This window comes from Arthrobacter melezitosi (genome assembly GCF_054511055.1).
The window spans coordinates 12,586-33,685 of the sequence record NZ_JBTNDJ010000020.1; the positions used below are offsets into that span (position 1 = coordinate 12,586).

At 70.4% G+C, this 21,100-nt stretch carries 22 protein-coding genes; 10 read left to right on the plus strand and 12 right to left on the minus strand.

What is annotated here, in order from left to right; translation table 11 throughout:
• Positions 1 to 21 precede the first annotated feature (21 nt).
• On the plus strand, positions 22 to 921 hold the full coding sequence (locus ACX80W_RS15095) for an alpha/beta hydrolase family protein (protein WP_459284697.1): 900 nt from the start codon (positions 22 to 24) through the stop codon (positions 919 to 921).
• Positions 922 to 924: 3 nt separating this feature from the next.
• Here the strand turns inward: ACX80W_RS15095 and ACX80W_RS15100 are convergent, their stop codons facing one another.
• Genes ACX80W_RS15100 through ACX80W_RS15110 form a run of 3 tightly spaced genes read right to left on the minus strand, consistent with a single transcriptional unit; the run spans position 925 to position 3,367 of the window.
• Complete coding sequence (locus tag ACX80W_RS15100; RefSeq protein ID WP_459284698.1) at positions 925 to 1,719, minus strand: isocitrate lyase/PEP mutase family protein; 795 nt, start codon at positions 1,717 to 1,719, stop codon at positions 925 to 927.
• A 9-nt stretch (positions 1,720 to 1,728) separates the two neighbouring features.
• A complete protein-coding gene (locus ACX80W_RS15105) occupies positions 1,729 to 2,370 on the minus strand; it encodes an alpha/beta hydrolase (protein WP_459284700.1) in 642 nt (213 codons plus the stop codon).
• Positions 2,363 to 3,367 carry a ring-cleaving dioxygenase gene (locus ACX80W_RS15110; RefSeq protein WP_459284702.1) on the minus strand — a complete coding sequence of 335 codons (1,005 nt, stop codon included), beginning with the start codon at positions 3,365 to 3,367 and terminating at the stop codon, positions 2,363 to 2,365. The genes ACX80W_RS15105 and ACX80W_RS15110 overlap by 8 nt, the downstream gene beginning before the upstream one ends.
• A gap of 141 nt (positions 3,368 to 3,508) precedes the next feature.
• Here ACX80W_RS15110 and ACX80W_RS15115 point away from each other — a divergent pair, with 141 nt between their 5' ends.
• From ACX80W_RS15115 to ACX80W_RS15130, 4 genes are all read left to right on the plus strand, one after another.
• The gene (locus tag ACX80W_RS15115; RefSeq protein WP_459284704.1) at positions 3,509 to 3,985 is read left to right on the plus strand and encodes a PGPGW domain-containing protein; all 477 of its coding nucleotides are present in this window, start codon (positions 3,509 to 3,511) and stop codon (positions 3,983 to 3,985) included.
• 63 nt (positions 3,986 to 4,048) lie between these two features.
• Positions 4,049 to 4,969 (plus strand): carbohydrate kinase family protein, encoded by a 921-nt coding sequence (locus tag ACX80W_RS15120; protein ID WP_459284706.1) that lies wholly within the window; start codon positions 4,049 to 4,051, stop codon positions 4,967 to 4,969.
• Between the two features lie 73 nt (positions 4,970 to 5,042).
• Positions 5,043 to 5,852, plus strand: a complete 810-nt coding sequence (locus tag ACX80W_RS15125; protein WP_459284708.1) for an HAD family hydrolase — start codon at positions 5,043 to 5,045, stop codon at positions 5,850 to 5,852.
• 31 nt (positions 5,853 to 5,883) lie between these two features.
• Positions 5,884 to 6,696: a glycerophosphodiester phosphodiesterase family protein gene (locus ACX80W_RS15130; protein ID WP_459284710.1), complete on the plus strand. Its 813-nt coding sequence runs from the start codon at positions 5,884 to 5,886 to the stop codon at positions 6,694 to 6,696.
• Here the strand turns inward: ACX80W_RS15130 and ACX80W_RS15135 are convergent.
• The 3 genes from ACX80W_RS15135 to ACX80W_RS15145 form a co-directional block, all read right to left on the minus strand.
• Positions 6,688 to 7,206, minus strand: a complete 519-nt coding sequence (locus ACX80W_RS15135; protein ID WP_459284712.1) for a DUF6328 family protein — start codon at positions 7,204 to 7,206, stop codon at positions 6,688 to 6,690. The genes ACX80W_RS15130 and ACX80W_RS15135 overlap by 9 nt on opposite strands.
• Entirely contained in the window at positions 7,206 to 7,574 is a 369-nt protein-coding gene (locus ACX80W_RS15140; protein ID WP_459284714.1) for a YtxH domain-containing protein, read from the minus strand. The genes ACX80W_RS15135 and ACX80W_RS15140 overlap by 1 nt, the downstream gene beginning before the upstream one ends.
• Positions 7,575 to 7,651: 77 nt before the next feature.
• A complete protein-coding gene (locus tag ACX80W_RS15145; RefSeq protein ID WP_459284716.1) occupies positions 7,652 to 8,701 on the minus strand; it encodes a phosphotransferase family protein in 1,050 nt (349 codons plus the stop codon).
• A 200-nt stretch (positions 8,702 to 8,901) separates the two neighbouring features.
• Here ACX80W_RS15145 and ACX80W_RS15150 point away from each other — a divergent pair, with 200 nt between their 5' ends.
• Positions 8,902 to 9,495 carry an LURP-one-related family protein gene (locus ACX80W_RS15150; protein ID WP_459284718.1) on the plus strand — a complete coding sequence of 198 codons (594 nt, stop codon included), beginning with the start codon at positions 8,902 to 8,904 and terminating at the stop codon, positions 9,493 to 9,495.
• A 165-nt stretch (positions 9,496 to 9,660) separates the two neighbouring features.
• Here ACX80W_RS15150 and ACX80W_RS15155 read toward each other — a convergent pair whose 3' ends face one another.
• From ACX80W_RS15155 to ACX80W_RS15165, 3 genes are read right to left on the minus strand one after another with little or no spacing between them, the layout of a single operon-like run.
• Positions 9,661 to 10,314 carry a cyclase family protein gene (locus ACX80W_RS15155; RefSeq protein WP_459284720.1) on the minus strand — a complete coding sequence of 218 codons (654 nt, stop codon included), beginning with the start codon at positions 10,312 to 10,314 and terminating at the stop codon, positions 9,661 to 9,663.
• Positions 10,301 to 11,728 (minus strand): purine-cytosine permease family protein, encoded by a 1,428-nt coding sequence (locus ACX80W_RS15160; RefSeq protein ID WP_459284722.1) that lies wholly within the window; start codon positions 11,726 to 11,728, stop codon positions 10,301 to 10,303. The genes ACX80W_RS15155 and ACX80W_RS15160 overlap by 14 nt, the downstream gene beginning before the upstream one ends.
• Positions 11,729 to 11,730: 2 nt before the next feature.
• Positions 11,731 to 12,147 (minus strand): YybH family protein, encoded by a 417-nt coding sequence (locus ACX80W_RS15165; RefSeq protein ID WP_459284724.1) that lies wholly within the window; start codon positions 12,145 to 12,147, stop codon positions 11,731 to 11,733.
• A 228-nt stretch (positions 12,148 to 12,375) separates the two neighbouring features.
• On the opposite strand from ACX80W_RS15165, the gene ACX80W_RS15170 reads away from it, so the two are divergent.
• A complete protein-coding gene (locus ACX80W_RS15170; protein WP_459284754.1) occupies positions 12,376 to 13,401 on the plus strand; it encodes a PHP domain-containing protein in 1,026 nt (341 codons plus the stop codon).
• Positions 13,402 to 13,418: 17 nt separating this feature from the next.
• Here the strand turns inward: ACX80W_RS15170 and ACX80W_RS15175 are convergent, their stop codons facing one another.
• Both ACX80W_RS15175 and ACX80W_RS15180 read right to left on the minus strand, forming a co-directional pair.
• Entirely contained in the window at positions 13,419 to 14,600 is a 1,182-nt protein-coding gene (locus ACX80W_RS15175; protein ID WP_459284726.1) for an acyl-CoA dehydrogenase family protein, read from the minus strand.
• A gap of 47 nt (positions 14,601 to 14,647) precedes the next feature.
• On the minus strand, positions 14,648 to 15,976 hold the full coding sequence (locus ACX80W_RS15180; protein WP_459284728.1) for a uracil-xanthine permease family protein: 1,329 nt from the start codon (positions 15,974 to 15,976) through the stop codon (positions 14,648 to 14,650).
• Positions 15,977 to 16,077: 101 nt separating this feature from the next.
• On the opposite strand from ACX80W_RS15180, the gene ACX80W_RS15185 reads away from it, so the two are divergent.
• A complete protein-coding gene (locus ACX80W_RS15185; protein WP_459284730.1) occupies positions 16,078 to 17,046 on the plus strand; it encodes an SDR family NAD(P)-dependent oxidoreductase in 969 nt (322 codons plus the stop codon).
• Complete coding sequence (locus ACX80W_RS15190) at positions 17,043 to 18,431, plus strand: aldehyde dehydrogenase family protein (RefSeq protein ID WP_459284732.1); 1,389 nt, start codon at positions 17,043 to 17,045, stop codon at positions 18,429 to 18,431. Before ACX80W_RS15185 ends, ACX80W_RS15190 begins: the two co-directional genes overlap by 4 nt.
• 234 nt (positions 18,432 to 18,665) lie before the next feature.
• Here the strand turns inward: ACX80W_RS15190 and pgm are convergent, their stop codons facing one another.
• Positions 18,666 to 20,300: a phosphoglucomutase (alpha-D-glucose-1,6-bisphosphate-dependent) gene (gene pgm / locus ACX80W_RS15195; protein WP_459284734.1), complete on the minus strand. Its 1,635-nt coding sequence runs from the start codon at positions 20,298 to 20,300 to the stop codon at positions 18,666 to 18,668.
• A 357-nt stretch (positions 20,301 to 20,657) separates the two neighbouring features.
• On the opposite strand from pgm, the gene ACX80W_RS15200 reads away from it, so the two are divergent.
• A complete protein-coding gene (locus ACX80W_RS15200; RefSeq protein ID WP_459284736.1) occupies positions 20,658 to 21,050 on the plus strand; it encodes a DUF4190 domain-containing protein in 393 nt (130 codons plus the stop codon).
• Positions 21,051 to 21,100 lie beyond the last annotated feature (50 nt).

A 21,100-nucleotide genomic window follows, 5' to 3' on the forward strand; every position in this document is an offset into this window, starting at 1 on the left:
TGCGACGGTTATGCTTCCGGTGTGAAGCAGCCGGGACGACGCAATGTATTGGCTCTCCTCGGCGCGCTGGGGGCGTCGGTGCTGCCCGGCTGCGCCCGCCGGGCGGACCGGCCCGCGGACCCCGCTCCCGGACGGGCCGTCCGGCGTTACCGCTACGGCTCGGACCCGAGCCAGTTCGCCGACCTCTACCTGCCCGCCGGTGCGCGGAAGCCGGGAGTTGTCGTGATCATCCACGGCGGGTACTGGCGCTCGACCTACGGAGCCGAGCTCGGTGAGCCGCTGGCCCGGGACCTGGCGGAGCGGGGGTACCCCTGCTGGAACCTCGAGTACCGCAGGGTGGGCAACGGTGGAGGCTGGCCGCGGACCTTCGAGGACGTCAGCGCCGGCATCGACCTGCTGGCCGAGGCCGCGGCCGGGAACGGCCTGGATCTTTCATCGGTGACGGCCCTGGGACACTCTGCGGGAGGCCACCTCGCGGTGTGGGCGGCGGGACGGGACGGGCTCCCCGCCGGATCGCCGGTCGGCGGCCCGGCCCGGGTTCCGCTCACGGCGGTGGTGAGCCAGTCGGGGGTGCTCAATCTCGCCCAGGCGCACGACCTGAACCTGAGCAACGGCGCCGTCGAGGAGCTGCTCGGCGCTTCCCCGGCGGCCGAGCCGGAACGCTACCGGTGGGCCGATCCCATGACGGCGGTGCCCCTGCCCGTGCCCGTCTACGCGCTGCACGGGGAGGAGGACACCACGGTTCCGCTGAGCCAGTCCGAAAGCTACGTGGCCGCCGCCACGCAGGCGGGCGCGGCGGCGGAGCTCCTGGTGATTCCGGGCGACCACTTCGGGATGATCACTCCCGGCACCGAAGCGTGGGAGCGGGTAGTGGCGGCCGCCGACCTGGCCGCCACCACCCGGAAGGGTTCCGCCGGCTGATCCCTAGTTCAGGGCGCGGATTCCCTTGGGCAGCACTCCGCCGTTGAGCAGTTCCGCTGCGGCGTCCGCAAGGGCCGTCAGCGCCACGCGCTGGGTGAAGGGACCGTAGGAGATGCGGGCGACGCCCAGTTCCTGGAGCTTCGCCGGCGGCAGTGAGCCCGGAATCCCGATGACGCTCACCCGCTGCCGGCCGATGCCCTCCACGAGGGCGCGGACAGTGTCCTCGTCGAAGAGGCCCGGTACGAACACTGTCGAGGCGCCGACCTCCAGGTAGGCCCTGCCGCGCTCGATCGCATCGGCCAGGACATCCTTCGGGTCCCGGCCGGCGCCGCGCACGAACGCGTCGGTTCGGGCATTGAGCACGAAGGGAATCCCCTCGGCCTCCCCGGCCTTCACCGCCGCCTCCATCTTCGCCGCGGAGACGGTAAGGGGCTCCATGCGGTCCTCGATGTTTGCGCCGATGATGCCCACGCCGATCGCCCGCCGGACCGTCTCGCCCGAGTTGCCATACCCGGCGTCGAGGTCGGCGCTGACGGGCAGCTCGGTCGCACCCGCGATGCGCGCGACCGCATCGATCATGAGATCGAGGGGGACCGTGCCGTCCGCGTAGCCCAGGGTCGCCGCGATCGAGTGGCCCGCCGTGGCGAGTGCGCGGGTTCCGGGAACGTCGGCGATGGTCTTGGCGGAAATGGCATCCCACACATTGACGACCTGCAGGATCTCCGGCGCGCGGTGGAGGTCGAAGAACTCCGTGGCCTTGGCGGACAGGTCTGCTGGTGGGGTGTTCGGTGTAGTCATGTTTTCACCTTACGGCTCCACCCGGCCGATCCACATTGCGGCCGCGGTGATGTCCTCGGGGTCGATGCCGTGGCCGCCGGGGTGGGTGGCGCGTTCGACGTCCGCACCGCGCGACTCGAGGACGCTGGTGAGGCGTTCGACGCTCTCCTGGGGGGCCATGGAGTCGCCGGCACCGTTGAACAGGGCAATGCGGGTGCCGGTCAGGTCGGCGTCCACCGGGTGCGCATCGAGGGGGTACATGCCCGAGAACGCCGCCACCCGGCCGAGTTCGGCCGGGTGCAGCAGGGCGGTGGCCAGGGCGATATTCGCCCCGTTGGAGAAGCCCACGGCGATCACCTGCCGATCCCCGAGCCCGTAGGCCCCGCGGGCCCAGGTGAGGAAGTCCGCGACTTCCCCGGCCCGGGCGACGACGTCGGCGGTGTCGAAGACACCTTCGCGCAGGCGCCGGAACCACCGGTTCAGGCCGTGTTCGCTCACCGGCCCGCGCGGCGAGAGGATCCCGGCGCCGGGGGCCAGCCGCTGGGCCAGGGGAAGCAGGTCGTGTTCGGTGCCGCCGGTGCCGTGAAGCAGCAGCAGCACGGGAGTCCCGGACTCGCCGGGCTCGAACACATGCGGCCAGGGGTGCGCCGCCGTTCCGGCCGGCTCAGGCATCGGTGGCCTCCGTTGGGGTTTCCCCGGCGGTGCCGGGCAGTTCGGGATTGTTTTCGAAGGGCAGGTCGATCTTGGCCACCGAGGCGGCGATCGCCTCGCGGCTGGGCTCCAGCCACGGCGGAAGCTTCAGGCCGCGGCCCAGTTCAAGCAGCGGCTCGTCGATATTGAACCCCGGGGTGTCGGTGGCGATCTCGAACAGGGTGCCGCCGGGTTCACGGAAGTAGATCGAGGTGAAGTACTGCCGGTCCAGGATCTCCGTCACGGCGTACCCGCGGGAGTCCAGCTCGTCCCGCCAGACCTGCTGGGTGGCCCTGTCCGGAACCCGGAAGGCCACGTGGTGCACGGTGCCCCCGGCGATCAGGCCGCGCTCGGCGCGGGGATCGGCGATCACATCGACGACGGTGCCCGGTTCGCCGGCCCCGGTCGAAAGCCGGTAACGGCCGCCGGCCTCCGACATCACGCCGAGGCCGAGGTCCTCGGTCAGGGTCGCCAGGGTGCCCTCGGGATCGGCAACCGTCAGCACCGAGGAGTGCTGCCCGCGCACCGCGTACTGGGCCGGGACCAGCGCCGAGTCCCACGGATCCCGGGGGTCTTCGAGGGAGGAGGCAACAAGGTCGATCTGCAGCCCGTCCGGGTCCCGCAGCGACAGGCGCTCTTCCGCCGAGGACGTCCCGGTGATCTGCGAATCGATGCCGAGGTCCTTGAAATGGCCCTGCCACCAGCCCAGGGTGCCCTGGGGGACCGAGAACGCCGTGGTCGTCGACTGTCCGGCTCCAATCCTGCCCTCCGGAACACCTTTCCAGGGGAAGAACGTCAGCAGCGAGCCCGGCCTGCCGGATTCGTCCCCGTAGTACAGGTGGTACGTGCCCGGATCGTCGAAATTGACGGTCCGCTTCACCAGTCGGAGCCCCAGTCCGCGGATGTAGAAATCGATATTGCGCTGCGGATCCCCCGCAATCGCCGTCACATGGTGCAAACCGCTCGTATTCGCCGTCATCGGTCACCCCTCCTCGAAGAATTTTATCCCCCCAGCCGGCGGGGTAGATGCAAACGAATCGACTTTGCCTTTTGTTCCCCTGTGACCCGGCCCCGGGAACCCCCGTCGAATTCTCCCGCGTGAGTGTGTCATCCTGTGTCAATGGCCGCGAAAAACATGATGCACGGGTGGGTTCGGCGCACCAGCATCGAAGTGGCCGGCTGGACCCTCGTGGTTTTTGGCATCGCGGCGCTCGTCCTGCCCGGGCCGGGCCTGCTGATGGTCGTCGGTGGCCTGGCGATCCTCTCCCAGCAGTACGCGTGGGCGCGCCGGCGGCTCGCCCCGATGAAGGCGCGCGCCTTCCAGGCCGCGGCCGTCGGCGTCAAAACCATCCCGCGCATCGCCGCGAGCTGCCTGGGTGCGTTCACCGTCATGGGGTGTGGAGTGCTCTGGACGCTGCAGCCACCGGTGCCCCCCTGGTGGCCCTACGCTCCTCACTGGTGGCTGTTCGGGGGATCGGCCACCGGCGTCAGCATGGTTCTGTCCTCCTTCATCGCCCTGGCCCTCATCGTCTACAGCGTCCGGCGCTTCCGGGGCAAGCCGCCACCCGGGAAAACGACGGTCTCGGAGCGCCCCTGACCGCAGTCCGGCGGCGTTGGTCATTCCAAGCGCACGTCCAGCCCGGACTGGTACGTTGAATTGGTGCTCACCGTAATCGGGGAAACCCTTATCGACGAAGTTGTCAGCGACACCGCCCCGACCCGCGTGCACGTCGGGGGAAGCCCGATGAACGTCGCGGTGGGCCTGGCCCGGCTGGGCCACCCCGCACAGTTCGTTGGCCGGTACGGCGACGACGAATACGGGCACCTGATCCGCAGGCACCTCTCGGACAACTCGGTGCTCTTCCCGATGGATCCCGATTCCAAGCCCACGAGTGTCGCCACGGCCCGCCTCGACCCGGTGGGCGGGGCGGCGTACCAGTTCGACCTCGTCTGGGAGCTGCCCGGGCTGCTCGCGCGCAGGGAGGCGCTGCTGCAGGGAACCACCCTGCTGCACGTCGGATCCATCGCCACCATGCTGGCACCCGGGGCCGACGACGTCCTGGCCCTGGTCGAGGCGGCCCATCCGCTGGCCACGATCTCCTACGACCCCAACTGCAGGCCGAGCATCATCGCGGACCCCGGGCTGGCCCGGCGGCAGGCCGAACGGTTCGTGGCCCTGGCCGACGTCGTCAAGGCCTCGGATGAGGACCTCGAGTGGCTCTACCCGGGCCGCCCCGCCCTCGAGTCGGCGCGGGAATGGCTGGCCCTGGGCCCGGCGGTGATGATTGTCACCCGCGGCTCGAAGGGGCCGTGGGGGATCTGCGCCGCCGGAAGCGCCGAAGTCGGGGCCCCGGTCACGAGCGTGATGGACACCGTGGGGGCCGGTGATTCCTTCATGGCGGCCCTGCTTGGGGCGCTCGTGGACCTCGAGCTGGACGGTGCGCAGCGGCGCAGCGAGCTGCGCCGGATCACCACCGGGCAGCTCACCGGTGTGCTCACCTACGCGGCGCGTGCCGCGGCCATCACGGTGGCGCGGGCCGGCGCGAACCCACCCTTCCGGCACGAGCTCACCGACCACTGACCCCCGGCGCCCCGGTGCGTGCTCCCCGCCGGCCGGGGGTAGGGTTGATGTCCCATCATTGAAGGAGTTATGCATGCGCCTCGTGGCGAGCGACATGGACGGTACGATCGTCGGCCACGACGGCAGGATGAGCGAGCGGACGGTCCAGGCCTTCCGGGACTGCCAGGCCGCCGGCGTCGAGGTGGTCTTCGTGACCGGCCGGCCCCCGCGCTGGCTTGATCCGCTGCGGAACCAGCTCCAGCACCAGGGCACCGTCATCTGCTCGAACGGGGCGGTGACCTACGACCTCGGAGCGGAGCGCGTGCTCGAAACCCACCTCCTCGACCTCGGAAACATTCTCGAGGCCCGCGACATCATCCGGGAGCTGTATCCGGCGGCGGGCTTCGCGGCCGAGACGATCAACGGCTTCCAGATCGAGTCCGGCTTCGCCGAGCCCGGCACGTCGGAGCTCCTGGGCGGCGTTCAGGCCCTTCCCTTCGAGCAGTCCCTGCCCGGCGAAGAGGTGATCAAGTTCCTCGCCCGGGAGCGGGAGGTGACCCCCGATGACTTCCTGCGCACGGTCGCCCCGGCCGTCGAGCACCTCGTCTCGACAACCCACTCCGCGCCCAGCATCGCGCTGCTTGAGATGGCCGTGCCCGGCATCAACAAGGCAGTGACCCTTTCCCGCTACGCGGAGGGCCTGGGCATCGCCGCCGACGACGTCGTCGCCTTCGGCGACATGCCCAATGACATCCAGATGCTGCGGTGGGCAGGCTCGGGGTACGCCATGTCCTCGGGCCACCCCGACGCCCTCGCCGCGGCGAACCTCAAGGCTCCGGCCTTCGAGGACGACGGCGTCGCGCAGATCCTCGAGCTGCGGCTGGAGGCGCTCCGGACCGCCTGAGGACCGCAGCGGCCCGGCTAGGGTTGCACCCATGACGCTCTCCTACTTCCGGAACACCGGGCCCGACGGCCGGCAGCGCCCGCTGGGGTTCTCCCACCGCGGCTTCTCGAGGGCGGGGGCCGAGAACACCCTTTCGGCCTTCGCCGAGGCGGCACGGCTGGGATTCGGGTATCTCGAGATCGACGTCAGGACCTCCCGGGACAAGGTGGTGATGGTCTTCCACGACGAACGCCTCGACCGCCTCACCGGGGAACGCGGCCCCATCGCGGAGCGGACGCGCGCGGAACTGGCCCGGGTGCGGATCCGGGGCGGGGAACCGATTCCCACCCTCGAGGAGGTCCTGCTGCGGTGGCCGGAGATGCGCCTGAACATCGACCTCAAGGACGACGCCTCGGTGGAACCCTTCGCCGAGCTCATCAACCGGACCGGGGCGCACGACCGGGTGCTCGTCGCTTCGTTCTCGGACCGCCGCCGGCTTCGGGCGCTGCGCCTGCTGGAGGCACGGACGGCGTCCTCGGCCGGCATGGTCCTCAACGGGTTGATCCGGCTGGGCGGACCCGCCGGCCTGCTGGGAGCGCTGTGCAGGGCCGCCCGCGTCGACGCCGTCCAGGTGCCCCTGACCTACCGCGGCATCCCCGTTCTCACCCCCGGGTACCTGCGGCGGTGCCGGAAGGCCGGGCTGCAGGTCCATGTCTGGACCATCAATGAGCGGCCGGTGATGGAGCGGCTCCTCGACCAGGGCGTCGACGGCCTGGTCTCGGACCGGGCCGACCTGCTCGCGGCCGTCCTCGACCGGCGCGGGTGCTGGCCGCAGGGGCCGGAGCGGCCTGCCGGTTCAGACTGACCCGCCGGCCCGCCGGTGGACGGCGCGGCGGCGCACCAGCCGGGGATACACGCCCCACAGCAGCACGACCACGACGAGAAGGGCCGCGGTCACGAGGAGCCCCGCCGCCCGGCCGAGGACGATGTCGAAGATGAACCCTGCGGTTCCCGACAGGACCAGGCCGGTCAGGCCGATGCTGACCCGCATGATGCGGTCCCCGCTGCGCACCAGTGCCGCCTTGACCTGCAGGCCGAACAGGACGCGGTGGAGGTTCACCGCGCTGAGCACCACGGCGGTGATCAGGGCCGCGAGCGTGACGAGGCACAGGTAGACAACAACCTGGAACCGGTCGAGCTCGTTGAACCTGCCCTGGAAGGGAAGGGTCAGCAGGAACCCGGTGAGGATCTGGATGCCGGTCTGCATCACCCGCAGCTCCTGCAGCAGCTCGAGCCAGTTGCGGTCAAGGCGCTGGTTGGTGCTCTCGCCGCGGCCGTCCTCCGACCGGAGCGCGGCTCCCCTCCGCGGTGGCATCAGGGAGTGAGGTCGGGCCTCGTGGCCTCGGACTGGTTCTCGAACGGGGGATCGGGCACGACGCCCGGCTTTCCCCCGCCCGGGCCTGTGGCATCTGCGTGGCGGCCGCCGTCGTGCTTCGCGTCCCGGTTGATCATGCCGGAGAGGGCGTCCTGGGCCTTCTTCACCGCGCCTCCCGCCTGTTCCTGAACCGCGGGCAGCTTCTCCTTCAGCGCTCCGCTGGCCCCGGAGACGCCCTCCTGGATGCGGGGGTCGTTCCACAGGCGCCCGGCCTTGGCTTTCAGCACCTCGTAGCTCTCCCGGCCGGCCCGGGTGCCGAGCACGTAACCTGCGGCCAGTCCTGCCGCGAAGACAATCTTGTTCTTCATGGTGTGTCCCCTGTCTCGAGTTTCGGTGTGCCCCGACCCTAGCCGGGGCCGGCGCGTTTTGTCACAGGGGCAACCGCTCAGGCCGACAGGATCGGCCGGGTCAGCTCCGCGAGGTACTCAAGCGCCACCGGGCCGTAGGTGCTCATCGAGGCGTCATCGGCGTAGACCAGGAGCCGAAGCCACGCCCCATAGCGGTGCACCCGCCCGAGATGCAGCGCGGACTCGAGGGACCCCTGCAGGGCGGCCAGCGGGGCGAAGTCGGTCCACTGCTCGAGGTACGCGCCCACGGCGAGCCGGACGCGGGGGTCCGCCGGCGTGGTTGCCCATTGTTCGCACATCCGGTTGATCGGCACGAGCAGGGCGCTGAAGGGGTGCGCCCAGTACGCGTCGGCGAAGTCGAAGAACCGCAGGGGTTCGGTGCTCGAGCCGGGAAGGAAGGCATTCCGCGGGTGGAGGTCGTTGTGGTCAAGCGACAGGGGGACGCCCAGCCCGCGCAGGGTCTCGACCGCCGCGCGGATCCTTGGCAGCTGGGACAGGACGTGGTCGGCGCCCGGGTGGGACAGATGCAGCGGATGCTCCGGGGGCAGCCCGGTGTGGAGCAGCAGCTGGTTCTCGACGAAGTTCGCCGCCACCTCCGGGTTCATGTTGACCAGTCCGGCGGCCGCGAGCCGGTCGGCGTGCGGGATCAGGGCCTTCTGGAGGCCTGCGAAGTCGGAGAGGACCCGCGCCCACAGCTGGTAGTCGTCGGATTTCAGGGACGCGAGGGTCGCCCCGTGGTCTGGGGTGATCATCCAGCCCCGGGAAGGCTCAACCGCGAGCGGTTTCACCACGTGGTCGGGGGCCAGCTCGGCGAGGGCAGCCATGATTGAGGCCTCGGCGAGCTGCCCGGGGTTGTTCTCCTTGAACCACAGCACCCCCAGGTCGGTCGGCACCGTGAGGTGGGTGGACCAGAACCGGATGTGCGGCTGCTCGATGGGCCCGGTCTGCCGGACCGAGAAACTTTCCAGGACGAGCTGGATCCACTGCTCGGCCTGGCTGCGCCACTCGGGGCCGGCCCAGAGGGCCTGCAGGTCGGTCATCGCTCCACCGGCCAGGGGCCGGCGTGCCGGGGCGGGCGGGGCGCGCATGGAGAGTTGCCGGTCATTTCCTCATCCTAGCCTCGGCGCTGCCTTCGTCCGTGGGAGGGCGGGCCGGGGCAACGGAACCTCTGCCGGTGGGTAAGCTGGCCACCACTGAATGCGGCCAGATCCACCCGTTGTGTCCCGGTGGAGGAAAAGTCGACGGCGGTTCAGCCTCAGTCCCCGGCACCGACCCAAGGAGCACAGGCATGGAAGCATTACAGGCCATCGAGCGCTTTGCCATCGCGCAGAAGATCACCCTGATGGTGAACCGCTACGAGATCCGGGCCGTCGACGGGAACGGGCAGCCGGCGGGGCTGCTCGCCGTGGCGCAGCAGAAGCGGGCCGCCTTCAAGGAGCAGGTCACCTTCTACGCCGACGAGTCGCGGAAGACCCCGATCTTCTCGTTCAAGGCGAGGCAGCGCTTCGACCTCGGAGCCACCTACGACGTCTTCGATGCCGCCGGCACCCCGATCGGCAGCTTCCGCAAAGACTTCGGCAAGTCCTTGCTGCGCTCAACCTGGCACCTCGACGCCCCGGGGGTGCAGGCCGTGGGAACCGAGCGCAGCGCCGGGGTGGCCATCGCGCGGCGCCTCTGGGAGCTCGTGCCGCTGACCGAAGCCCTGCCGGCTCCGTTCGTCTTCCACTTCGACTTCGTCGATGCCTCGGGTCAACTGGTGCTGACTTCCGAGCGTGGGCGCTCGCTGCGGGATCGCTACGACGTCACGGTGCCGGGCGCCCGCCTCGACGGCCGGGTCGCGGCCGCCATGGCGGTGGCGCTGGACGCCCTGCAGGAGCGCTGACCGCAAACCGGTCGGTCGGGCGTTGAACCACCCGCCCGGCTCCTACGTGTGGAGGGCGTGACACCACCTAACGGATTTCCGCGCGCCCTCAGACGCCCCCGCACCGCTGCCCTCGGGCTGGCACGACTGGCCGTGCCCACCGGCGTGCTCCTCCCCGGCCGGGCCTCAGCGCCCGGCCGGGTCGAGTGCCACGGCCCGGACGGGTGAGCCGTCCATTCCGGCAAGCGGCAGGGGCAGGACCGAGACCAGTGGGTCCTCCCAGGAAACCGCCGCGAGGTTGGTGAGGTTCTCGATGATGACGCCGCCGGCGCCGAGGAAGGCTGCGTGGAATGGAAGGTCGCCGTCGTTGTGCAGGGTGGAATCGGGGTTGAGCGTGTCCACGCCGACGACTGAGACTCCGGCGGCCAGCAGCCCGTCGGCGATATCGGGGTCGAGGACCGGGTGGGCTAGGTACTCCCCGGTCCCGAAGGCTCTCGACCACCCGGTCTCGAAGAGCACGATGCGGCTCTCCCCGAGGTCCTTCAGCCGGTGCCCGACGTCGGCCCACCGCAGGCGCTGGTGGGCCGCCAGTCCCGGGCACCGCACGATCCGCGCAGTGCCCACCAGCCGCTCAAGGTCGATCCGGTCCACCGGGGTCCCGCCGGGTATGGAGTGGAGCGGTGCGTCGATGTGGGTGCCGGTGTGGGTGCCGGCGTGCACCCGGGCCACCTGGAAGCCGTCCTCGGCCAGGGTGGCGACGGTGGTCAGGGAGACCTCGGGGTCGCCCGGGTAGACCTGCATGCCGGTGGTCACCGGCTGGGAGAGATCAACGATCCGCACGGGGCTCCTGGGCCGGGGCAAGATCGAGGAGGTGCTCGTTCACGGGGGTGCCCCGTTCGATCCGTCCGGTCACCGCCGCCCACCCCAGGTACAGCAGGGCGGAGAGCACGAAGGTCGGGATGGTGGCGCCGATCGGACTCTGCAGCGAGTAGGTCAGGAGCAGGGACACCGCGGCGCCGATGGCCCACACAACGACGGCGGCGGGGTTGACCCCGCGGAGGAACCAGTACTCACCCTGCGTGGCGCGGAGGATGTCGGGGCCGTAGTGGCGCCGGCGCACGAGGTAGTAATCGATGATCATCACGGCGAACACGGGGATGAACAGGGAGCTGATCAGCACCAGGAAGGCCGTGAACTGGTTGAGCAGTGCCAGCCAGGTGGAGCCGAGGATCGAGATGACGCCGAGCACCAGGGCGGTGGGCAGGAAGGTCACACGGTTCGACGGCACCATGTTCACCACCGAGGACACCATGCCGTAGACCACCATGGTGTTGGTGGCCATCACGGAGAGGAAGATGACAATGGCCAGCGGAGCCCCGAAGGCCGCCACGATGACCGCGGGGTCGAACGGCACCGCCTCGCCGCCGTTGAGCACGACGTAGGCGATCGCCGTAGCGCCCAGCGTCATGGCGAGCACCGTGGAGAGCGTGTAGCCGATCGCGGAGCCAACGATTCCCGCCGTCTGCGACCTCGCCAGGCGGTTGAATTCCGCCGAGAGCACGGTCCAGGAGATCGCCGTGGCGATCACCACGTCGAGCACCGCAACGCCGGTCCAGCCGGCCTCCGGATCCACGGGGGTGGTCATGAAGTCCGACGGCGTGAAGGTGGTGAAGGCTGAGACGAAGATGAATCCCATGAAGGCCAGGATCACCAGCGCCAGCCACGGTTCGACCCGGGCGATGCCCGAGTGGCCGAAGATCGCCAGGCACACGACGAGGACCTGGCACAGCACCGAGAACAGCACAGGGTTGGAGAAGCCGGTGGCCTGCTCGACGAGGAAGTTCACGGTGACCCCCGCGAGCATCGCCTGCACCCAGCTCCAGCCCATCAGGATGACGACGTTCGCGGCGACCGGCAGGAAGGACCCGCGCAGCCCGAACGACCCCTTGGTGAGGGACATGGTGGGCAGCCCGGTCCGGGTTCCCATGTTGCCGATCAGCACCAGGACGGCGCCGCCGATGAGCGTTCCCAGGAGGATCATGCCGACGGCCAGCGTCCAGCTCACCCCGGGCACGAAGAGCGTCCCGGTGAGCAGGGTGGTCACCACGAGGTTCGCGGCGAGCCAGATCATCCCGATCCGGCCGGTGCCGAGGGTGCCCCGGAGCGGACCGTAGCCCTCGGAGTTCTTTTCGAGGTGGTTCGACAGCCGCGTGTAGGCGGAGGCCCTGGGCTGGGTCGGCTGCCCGGTCGCCATGGCTAGCTTCCTTCCGGAACGCGGGCGTCGGGAAGGGGGGAGAGGTGCTCATGGACGGCGGTGATGACTCCGCCCGAGCGCTGGAAGACGATGGTTTCGCGTTCCCGGGTGGTCTCCTCGGGCCCGTTCCCCGTCCGGGTGACCGTCTCGACGTCGTGGGTGAACACGGCGCCGAGGCCGAGCAGCTGGATGCGGGCGTTGCTGCTGCTGCACGAGACGACGCGCCACCCGTCGGCAAACCAGCTCGTCCACAGTTTCTCGTACGCGGCCCGGTTCTCCAGCCGGTGGGCCTCGGTGTGGAAGACGAAGGTGGCGTCCTCGGCGAAGGCGTCGAAGTAGCGGGATGTGTCCGTTGCGGCGAAGGCGTCGATAAGCCGCTCGGCGGCCCGCTCAATGTCCCAGCGCGTTACCTGATCCATAACCGTCCCTTGAAAAAGGGAGCGCACCCCCGTTGCTCCACGGTGAACAACCGTTTACAAAACTCTGCGGTAGATCCGCTGCCCCGTCAACCAGCTTTTTCTCATCCTGAGATACGGGAAGCCGGCGCGCAATGGTTCGGTCGGCGCTCCCTCTCGGAAGCGGCGCAGGTTGCGCCCCGACGCACCCGGCGGCAGACCGCGAAGGGTGCCTTGGTGCAGGATGAGACCATGGATGCCTCCGACGCACTCAATGAGATCGCCTTCTGGCTCGAGCGGGGCAGCGCCCCCTCCTTCAAGGTGCAGGCCTTCCGCCGGGCGGCCTCGATCATCTCCGGCCGCAGCCGGGACGAGCTGGCCGAACAGCTCCGCAACGGGCGGCTGAAACGGACCAAGGGGATCGGGGACCGGACCTTCGAGGTGATCCAACAGGCGGTCGGCGGCGAGGTCCCGGATTACCTCGCGGGCCTGCGCGAGAGCGGCGCCCGGCCGCTCGCGGAGGACGGCGCCGGGCTCAGCGCGGCCCTGCGCGGGGACCTCCACAGCCACAGCGACTGGTCCGACGGTGGGTCTCCCATTGAGGTGATGGCGGCGGCGGCGCGCCTGCTGGATCGCGAGTACCTCGCCCTGACCGACCACTCGCCGAACCTCACCATAGCCAACGGGCTGAGCACCGAGCGGCTTCTGGACCAGCTCGACGTCGTCGCGGGTCTCAACGAGGGCAGCGACGGATTCCGCCTGCTCAGCGGCATCGAGGTCGACATCCTCGAAGACGGCGTCCTGGACCAGGCGCCGGAGGTGCTGGGGCGCCTCGACATCGTGGTGGCGAGCGTTCACTCCAAGCTCCGCTCCGACCGCGGCACGATGACCCGGCGGATGCTCGGCGCCGTCAGCAACCCGCGCACGAACGTGCTGGGCCACTGCACCGGGCGCCTCGTCCAGGGATCGAGGGGGACCCGCCCGGAATCGGAGTTCGACGCCGAACGGGTCTTCGCCGCGTGCGCCGAGAACGGGGTGGCCGTTGAGATCAATTCGCGGCTGGAGCGCCAGGACCCTCCGGACCGGCTCATCCAGCTCGCCCTGGACGCGGGGTGCCTTTTCAGCATCGACAGCGACGCCCACGCGCCCGGCCAGCTTGACTTCCTTCAGTACGGGGCCGAACGGGCGGCGCGCAACGGGGTGCCCGCCGAGCGCATCGTCACCACCTGGCCGCTCGGGAAGCTGCTGGAGTGGGCAGGGAAGGGCGCCGCGGCCTGACGCGGCTCCGCCGTCGCCTACCGGAACGCCGGGATGCCGGTGAGGTGCTGCCCCAGGATCAGGGTGTGCACCTCGTCGGTGCCCTCGTAGGTCCGAACGCTCTCGAGGTTGCTGGCGTGGCGCAGCGGCGAATGGTCAAGGGTGATCCCGTTGCCGCCGAGGATGGCGCGGGCCTCGCGGGCGATGGCAAGGGCCTCCCGGACATTGTTGAGCTTCCCCACCGAGATCTGGTGCGGCTTCAGGGTCCCGGCGTCCTTCGACCGTCCGAGCTGCAGCGCCAGCAGGGTTCCCTTGCTGAGCTCGAGGGCCATATCCACGAGCTTCTGCTGGGTGAGCTGGTAGGCGGCCAGCGGTTTGCCGAACTGCATGCGCTCACGGGAATACTCCAGTGCCGCCAGGTAGCTGTCCCGTGCCGCTCCCAGAGCACCCCAGACGATGCCGTACCGCGCCTCATTAAGGCATTCGAACGGAGCGCGCAGGCCCCGGGCGAGGGGCAGGAGCGCGTCCGCCGGGAGCCGGAGGTCCGCCAGTTCCACGTCGCACTGGATGGAGGCGCGCATCGAGAGTTTCTGCGGGATCTCCGTGGCACGGAATCCCGGGGTGTCCGTGGGGACCAGGAAGCCGCGGACACCGTCGTCGGTCCGCGCCCACACGACGGCCACCTGCGCGACGCTCGCCAGCCCGATCCAGCGCTTGGTCCCGTTGAGGATCCAGTCGCCGCCGTCCCGGCGGGCAAAGGTAAGCATGTTCCCCGGGTCGGAGCCGCCGGCCGGTTCGGTCAGCGCGAAACATCCGATCGCGGTGCCGGCCGCCATGCGCGGAAGCCATTCGTTCTTCTGGTCCTCGGAGCCGTGCCTGGCGATGGCGCCCATTGCGAGGGACCCCTGGACGCTGAGGAAGGTGCGCAGGCCCGAGTCACCGGCCTCGAGCTCAAGGGCCGCCAGCCCGTACTCGACGGCGGTGCGCCCGGGACATCCGTAGCCCTCGATCCCCATGCCCAGCAGCCCAAGTTCGGCCATCGGCGCCACGATGTCGAGCGGGAATTCTCCGGCGTCGTACCAGCGGGCGATGTTGGGCCGGATCTCCGCGTCGACGAAGGCACGCACCCTGCCCCGCAGCGCCACCTCCGCAGGCGAGAGGAGGGAGTCGATGCCGAGGAGGTCGGCGGCATCGGTGGAATCGTGGGTCGCCGGAGTCATGCCCATACTGTACGCAGCGCCGCGGCCGGGGTGCGGCCGCGCGCTGCTCAGCCCAGTTTCGAGGGCCGGCTGCCCTGGTCGGCGGCCTCGGGCTCGTCCGGTCCGGCCACGTGCTCGCTGCCCCGCGCCCGGGCGATGGCACTCATGCCGTGGAAGATGAGCAGCGCGGCGGCGGTGCCCAGGGCGATGCCGGCGAAGGTCAGGTCCCCGACGGTCCAGGTGAAGTCGGCGATGCCGATCACCAGGGCGATGCCGGCCGTGGAGAGGTTGATGGGGTTGGAGAAGTTGACCCGGTTGGAGACCCAGATCCGCACGCCGAGGATGCCGATCATCCCGTACAGCACCACTCCGGCCCCGCCCAGGACGCCCGGGGGAACGGTGGCGATCAGCGCCCCGAACTTGGGGAAGAGGCTCAGCAGCACGGCGACGATGCCGGCCACCCAGTACGCCGCCGTCGAATAGACGCGCGAGGCCGCCATCACCCCGATGTTCTCGGCGTAGGTCGTCGTGCCCGAACCGCCGCCGGCCCCGGCGATCATGGTGGCGACGCCGTCGGCCATCAGGGCCCGTCCGGTCACCGGATCCAGGTCCCGCCCCGTCATGGCGGCCACCGACTTCACATGGCCGATATTCTCGGCCACCAGCACGAGCACCACCGGAAGGAACAGCCCGACGACGGAGAGGTGGAAGGTGGGCGCGGAGAACTCCGGCAGTCCGATCCAGGCGGCGTCGCCGATCGCCGCGAAGTCGACCTCCCCGCGCAGCATCGCCACCAGGTAGCCGGCGAGTACGCCGATCAGGATGGAGAGCCGGCCGAGGATGCCCTTGAACAGGACCGTGACCAGCAGGATGGCGAGGATGGTCACCACCGCGGTCACCGGGCCCTGCTCGACGCTGTTCTTCGCCGTCGGGGCCAGGTTGAGCCCGATCAGGGCGACGATCGAACCGGTGACGACGGGCGGCATGACGGCCTGGATCCAACGCGAGCCGGCGCGGTGCACGATGGCCCCGATGACCGCCAGCAAGGCCCCGGCCATCACAATGCCGCCGAGCGCCCCGGCCGGACCGTGCTGGGCCTGGGCCGCGGCGATCGGGGCGATGAAGGCGAAGCTCGAGCCGAGGTAGCTGGGCACCCGGCCGGCGGTGATGACCAGGAACAGGATCGTGCCGATGCCGGAGAACAGCAGCGTCGTCGCCGGGGGGAAGCCGGTGATCAGCGGCACGAGGAAGGTCGCGCCGAACATGGCGACGACGTGCTGGGCGCCGATGCCGATGGTCCGCGGCCAGCTCAGCCGCTCATCGGGGGCAACGTAGGCGCCCGGTGTGACGTTCTTGCCGTCCCCGTGCAGGGTCCAGCCGGTTCCAAGCGCGCTCATGGCGGTGCCTTCCAGGGAGGGGGAGTCTTGGGAAATCCTATCTCCCGGCCGCGGACGCCGTGTTACGTTGCAGTCCTGACGATCGCGGGAGGATCCACACCATGGGGTTGAGCAGCCGGGCCAGTGCCCTGCGACACGGAATACTGCCCTTCGCTTCGCTGCCGACCCGGGTGTCGCGCCGCACGGCGGCAGACGAACCGGCCTTCAGCGTCCGCGGGCGCACGGTGCTGGTGACCGGGGCCGCCATGGGGATGGGCCGGCTCTATGCCGAGCGGGCCGTGCGCGGGGGAGCCGCCGCCGTCGTGCTGTGGGATATCGACGCGGCGGCCCTCGAGGCCACGGCCGACGCGCTCGCCGGATCCGGCACGACGGTTTCCACCCACCGGGTGGACATCTCCGACCTCGAACAGGTGCGGGCCGCCGCGGCCGACGTCCTCTCCGGGGTCGGCGCACCGGAGGTGCTGATCAACAACGCCGGCGTCGTGACCGGCAGCTACTTCTGGGAGCACCGGCAGGAGGCCGACATTGCGCGCACCATGGGCGTCAATGCGCTCGCCCCGATGCACATCACGCGCGAATTCCTGCCGGCCATGATCGCCCGGGGCACCGAGGCTAGGATCCTCAACGTGGCCTCCGCCTCCGGCACGCTCTCGGTGCCGCGGATGAGCGTCTACACTGCCTCCAAATGGGCGGTGATCGGCTGGAGCGACTCGCTGCGCCTCGAGCTCCTCGCGGCCGGGCACCCCGGGATCCGGGTCACGACCCTGATCCCCAGCTACATCCGCACCCCCATGTTCGCCGGGGTGAGTGCCCCGCTGCTCACCCCGCTGCTCGAGCCCGCCGGGGTGGTGGACCGGGCGTGGCAGGCGATGCTCGAGGGCCGCGCCCGACTCCAGCTGCCCTGGACCGTGGCGCTCGGCGGCGCCCTGCGCGGATTGCTGCCCCAGCCCGCGTGGGACCTCGTGGCCGGGCGGATCTTCGGGGTGTACCGCTCCATGGACACCTTCACCGGCCGCCCGGCGTCCGCCCCGTCCGCTGCAACCCCCGGTGCCGCGGAGAGGTCCCGATGACCGTCGGAGACGTCCGGGAAACCGCCGGGGCAGTCGTCGGGCGGCTGCGCGGCACGTTCGAGGCCGGCACCACCCGCCCGCTGGCCTGGCGGCGGGACCAGCTGCGGGCCCTGATGCTGATGCTCGCCGAGCGGTCGGGGGACTTCACCGCCGCGCTGGCGGCGGACCTGGGCAAGAGCCCCACCGAAAGCTTCGTCTCCGAGCTGGCCGTCCTCCGCGCGGAGGCAAAGTACGCCCTCAAGCACCTTCCGGCCTGGACCGCATCGGTGCGGGTGCCGGTACCTGCCGGACTGCGGCCCGCTTGCGCCAGCGTGACCCCCCAGCCGCTGGGGGTGGCCCTGATCATCGCTCCGTGGAACTACCCGGCGCAGCTCGTGCTCGCCCCGCTGGTCGGCGCACTCGCCGCGGGCAACTGCGCGGTGCTCAAGCCGAGCGAGCTGGCTCCGGCCACCTCGGCGGTGCTGGCCCGCCTCGTGCCGCAGTACCTCGACCCGGACGCCGTCGCCGTCGTCGAAGGAGGCAGCGAGGTAACCACCGAGCTGCTCGGGCAGCAGTTCGACGCGATCTTCTTCACCGGGGGAGAGCGGGTGGGACGGATCGTGGCCGCGGCCGCCGCCCGGAACCTCACCCCGGTGACCCTCGAACTCGGGGGAAAGTCCCCGGCCGTGGTGCTGGACGGGGATCTCGACGCCGCAGCGCGCCGGCTGGTCCAGGGGAAGTTCCTCAATGCGGGCCAGACCTGCGTGGCCCCCGACTATGTCCTCACCACCCCCGAACTGCAGCCCGCGCTGGTGCAGGCCCTGCGCGGGGCGATGGCGGAGTTCTACGGCGCCGACCCCTCCCGCTCCGCGGACTACGGCCGCATCGTCAACACCGGGCACTTCGACCGGCTCACCGGGCTCCTGGGCGACGGCACGGTGGCCGCCGGCGGGCGGTACGACCGCGCCACTCGATACCTCGAGCCGACCCTGCTGACCGGTGTGTCGCCCGAGTCGGCGCTCATGCAGGAGGAGATCTTCGGCCCGCTCCTGCCGATCCTGACGGTGCCCGACCTCCCCGCCGCGGTGCGGTTCATCTCGGCCCGTCCGGCGCCGCTGGCGGCCTACCTGTTCAGCAACAGCCCGGAGCGGCGCGCCGCGTTCGAGAACTCGGTGCGGGCCGGCGGGATCACCCACAATGCGTGCCTGGTTCAGCTGGCCGTGCCGGGGCTTCCCTTCGGGGGTGTGGGGCCAAGCGGCACCGGCAGCTACCACGGGCGGCAGGGCTTCGACACGTTCAGCCAGCACCGGCCGGTGTTCACCAAGAACACCCGCCCGGACACCCTCCGGGTCGCCTATCCGCCGTTCGGCCCGCTGAAGCGGATGCTGCTGCGCAGGGTGATCTAACCCGGTTTCAGTGAGTCGGGCAGGGAACCAGCCGTGGACCTACCCGTCGAAACTGCAGCTCACCACCCTTCGAGGTCCGCATAGCGTGGTGAGCTGCAGTTTCGGCGTGTTTCAGTGGGGGACTGGAGGGTGTCCCAGGAGGAATCATCCGCGAGTGTGCAGCTCACCACCCTTTGAGGTCCGGAAAGCGTGGTGAGGTGCAGTTTCGGCGTGGCCCGGGCGCCCGGAGCCGGGTCAGGCGCCGATAACGCCGTCCACGAGGGCCTTGGCCTCGGCCTGGACCTGCTTCAGGTGATCCTCGCCGCGGAAGGACTCGGCGTAGATCTTGTAGACGTCCTCGGTGCCCGACGGGCGGGCGGCGAACCACGCGTTTTCGGTGGTGACCTTCAGACCGCCGACCGGCGCGCCGTTGCCGGGGGCCTCGGTCAGCCGGGCGGTGATGTCCTCCCCGGCGAGCGTTGTCGCTGCCACGTCCGACGGCGAAAGCTTGCCCAGCGCCGCCTTCTGCTCGCGGCTGGCTGCGGCGTCGATGCGCGCGTAGACCGGCGCGCCGAAGCGGTCGGTGAGCCCGGCGTAGTGCTGGGACGGGCTCCTGCCGGACACGGCGGTGATCTCGGAGGCCAGCAGGGCCAGCAGGATCCCGTCCTTGTCGGTGCTCCATGGGCCGCCGTCCTGCCGCAGGAAGGAGGCGCCGGCCGATTCCTCGCCGCCGAAGGCGACCTCGCCGGTCAGCAGCCCCGGAACGAACCACTTGAACCCGACGGGCACCTCGACGAGCACCCGGCCGAGGTCGGCGGCCACCCGGTCGATGATGGAGGAGGAGACGAGGGTCTTGCCGATCACGGCGTCGGCCCGCCAGGAGGGCCGGTTGCGGTACAGGTAGTCGACCGCCACCGCGAGGTAGTGGTTCGGGTTCATCAGGCCGCCGTCGGGCGTGACGATGCCGTGGCGGTCGGCGTCGGCGTCGTTCCCGGTGGCGATATCGAACTCGGAGGCCCGGGCGATGAGCGAGGCCATCGCGTAGGGGGAGGAGCAGTCCATCCGGATCTTCTCGTCCCAGTCGAGGGTCATGAACCCGAACTGCGGATCGACCGCCGGGTTCACCACGGTCAGGTTCAGGTTGTGGATTTCGGCGATGGCGCCCCAGTAATCGACGGAGGCCCCGCCCATCGGGTCGGCGCCGATCGACAGGCCCGAGGCGCGGATCGCCTCGAGGTTCAGCACCGCCGGCAGGTCCTCGACGTAGTGCTGGAGGAAGTCGTAGGTGCCGATCCCCTCGGCCTTCTGCGCCTGCGCGGCGGGAACCCGGCGGACCTCGCGCAGCCCGCCCTCCATCAGCTCGTTGGCGCGGGCCGCGATCCAGTTCGTGGCATCGGAATCCGCGGGCCCGCCGTGCGGGGGGTTGTACTTGAAGCCGCCATCGGCGGGCGGGTTGTGCGACGGGGTGATGACGATGCCGTCGGCCTTGTCGGTGCGGGTGGCGTTGTAGACAAGGATGGCGTGCGAGACCGCCGGGGTGGGTGTGAAGGCGCCGCGGGCGTCGATCCGCACGGTGACACCGTTCGCGGCGAGCACCTCGAGGGCCGTGTTCTGCGCAGGCTCCGACAGCGCGTGCGTGTCCTTCCCCATGAAGAGGGGACCGGTCACCCCTTCACGGTCCCGGTACTCGACGATCGCCTGGGTGATCGCTGCGATGTGCGCCTCGTTGAACGAGGCCTTCAGCGAGGAGCCGCGGTGGCCCGAGGTGCCGAAGAGGACGCGCTGCGCCGGGTCGGACGGATCCGGAACGACGTCGAAATACGCGTCAAGCAGGGCGGTGACATCAACAAGGTCGCTGGGTAGGGCAACAGTGCCCGCTCGGTTAGCCATGGCAACAGCATGTCAAAGAACTGCGCCAAATACAGCCGCCAGTTTGTTCGGCCCCCGGCCGGCATGCCGCGGAGGGTTTCCCGGTCCCGCGGTGCCCGGCCCATCCGCCGTTTTCATTGCATCGGTGCCGCACGGCGGAGACGATAGGAGAACCACTGGGCCGCAGCCGTGCCCTCCCGCACTATCCGAGGTGGAACAATGGCCGACGACGGCCCCCGGCAGCGCCCGCCCTTCAGCGATCCGCACGACCCCGGGTGGTATTCCGATCCCCGCATGCATGATTCCGGGTCTCCGGCCGGATCAGGACCGGCCACCGGGGGCGGCTCAGGATCCTCCGCGGTGGGGGCGGGACCTGGAGTGCCGCCGCCCTACGCCCACCGCAGCGCGGATCCCGACCCGGGCGTTCCGGGTGGGGAGGGGTTCGGTGCGCGGTCCTACCGGCCGCCGCAGACCTTCCCGGATCGCTCCTACGGCGGCTCCTACGGCGCGATGGAGCCGCGGGGCATGAGCATCGCCGCCCTCATCCTGGGTGCGGCCGCCGTATTGACCGGCGGACTCCTGATCCTGCCCCAGCTCCTCGCCGTGGTGTTCGGCCACCTCGCCCTGCGCCGTGAGCCGGCCGGCAGGCCGCTGGCCCTGGCCGGGCTGATTATGGGGTACGTCATGCTGCTGGTGGGGCTGCTGCTGGTCCTCGGCTTCGTGGCGCTCCTGGCCTTCGGGACGGCCGCCGGGGTATCGACGGGGGCTTGAGCCCGGACACATCATAAGTAAGCTTATGGACAGGGCCCGGACCGGGCCTT

What these genes read in the sequence shown, in the direction of transcription:
- ACX80W_RS15100 (WP_459284698.1), bottom strand. Translation starts at nt 1,719, where the DNA reads ATGACTACACCGAACACCCCACCAGCAGACCTGTCCGCCAAGGCCACG.
- ACX80W_RS15105 (WP_459284700.1), bottom strand. Translation starts at nt 2,370, where the DNA reads ATGCCTGAGCCGGCCGGAACGGCGGCGCACCCCTGGCCGCATGTGTTC.
- ACX80W_RS15110 (WP_459284702.1), bottom strand. Translation starts at nt 3,367, where the DNA reads ATGACGGCGAATACGAGCGGTTTGCACCATGTGACGGCGATTGCGGGG.
- ACX80W_RS15115 (WP_459284704.1), top strand. Translation starts at nt 3,509, where the DNA reads ATGGCCGCGAAAAACATGATGCACGGGTGGGTTCGGCGCACCAGCATC.
- ACX80W_RS15125 (WP_459284708.1), top strand. Translation starts at nt 5,043, where the DNA reads ATGCGCCTCGTGGCGAGCGACATGGACGGTACGATCGTCGGCCACGAC.
- ACX80W_RS15130 (WP_459284710.1), top strand. Translation starts at nt 5,884, where the DNA reads ATGACGCTCTCCTACTTCCGGAACACCGGGCCCGACGGCCGGCAGCGC.
- ACX80W_RS15135 (WP_459284712.1), bottom strand. Translation starts at nt 7,206, where the DNA reads ATGCCACCGCGGAGGGGAGCCGCGCTCCGGTCGGAGGACGGCCGCGGC.
- ACX80W_RS15140 (WP_459284714.1), bottom strand. Translation starts at nt 7,574, where the DNA reads ATGAAGAACAAGATTGTCTTCGCGGCAGGACTGGCCGCAGGTTACGTG.
- ACX80W_RS15145 (WP_459284716.1), bottom strand. Translation starts at nt 8,701, where the DNA reads ATGCGCGCCCCGCCCGCCCCGGCACGCCGGCCCCTGGCCGGTGGAGCG.
- ACX80W_RS15150 (WP_459284718.1), top strand. Translation starts at nt 8,902, where the DNA reads ATGGAAGCATTACAGGCCATCGAGCGCTTTGCCATCGCGCAGAAGATC.
- ACX80W_RS15160 (WP_459284722.1), bottom strand. Translation starts at nt 11,728, where the DNA reads ATGGCGACCGGGCAGCCGACCCAGCCCAGGGCCTCCGCCTACACGCGG.
- ACX80W_RS15165 (WP_459284724.1), bottom strand. Translation starts at nt 12,147, where the DNA reads ATGGATCAGGTAACGCGCTGGGACATTGAGCGGGCCGCCGAGCGGCTT.
- ACX80W_RS15170 (WP_459284754.1), top strand. Translation starts at nt 12,376, where the DNA reads ATGGATGCCTCCGACGCACTCAATGAGATCGCCTTCTGGCTCGAGCGG.
- ACX80W_RS15175 (WP_459284726.1), bottom strand. Translation starts at nt 14,600, where the DNA reads ATGACTCCGGCGACCCACGATTCCACCGATGCCGCCGACCTCCTCGGC.
- ACX80W_RS15180 (WP_459284728.1), bottom strand. Translation starts at nt 15,976, where the DNA reads ATGAGCGCGCTTGGAACCGGCTGGACCCTGCACGGGGACGGCAAGAAC.
- ACX80W_RS15185 (WP_459284730.1), top strand. Translation starts at nt 16,078, where the DNA reads ATGGGGTTGAGCAGCCGGGCCAGTGCCCTGCGACACGGAATACTGCCC.
- ACX80W_RS15190 (WP_459284732.1), top strand. Translation starts at nt 17,043, where the DNA reads ATGACCGTCGGAGACGTCCGGGAAACCGCCGGGGCAGTCGTCGGGCGG.
- pgm (WP_459284734.1), bottom strand. Translation starts at nt 20,300, where the DNA reads ATGGCTAACCGAGCGGGCACTGTTGCCCTACCCAGCGACCTTGTTGAT.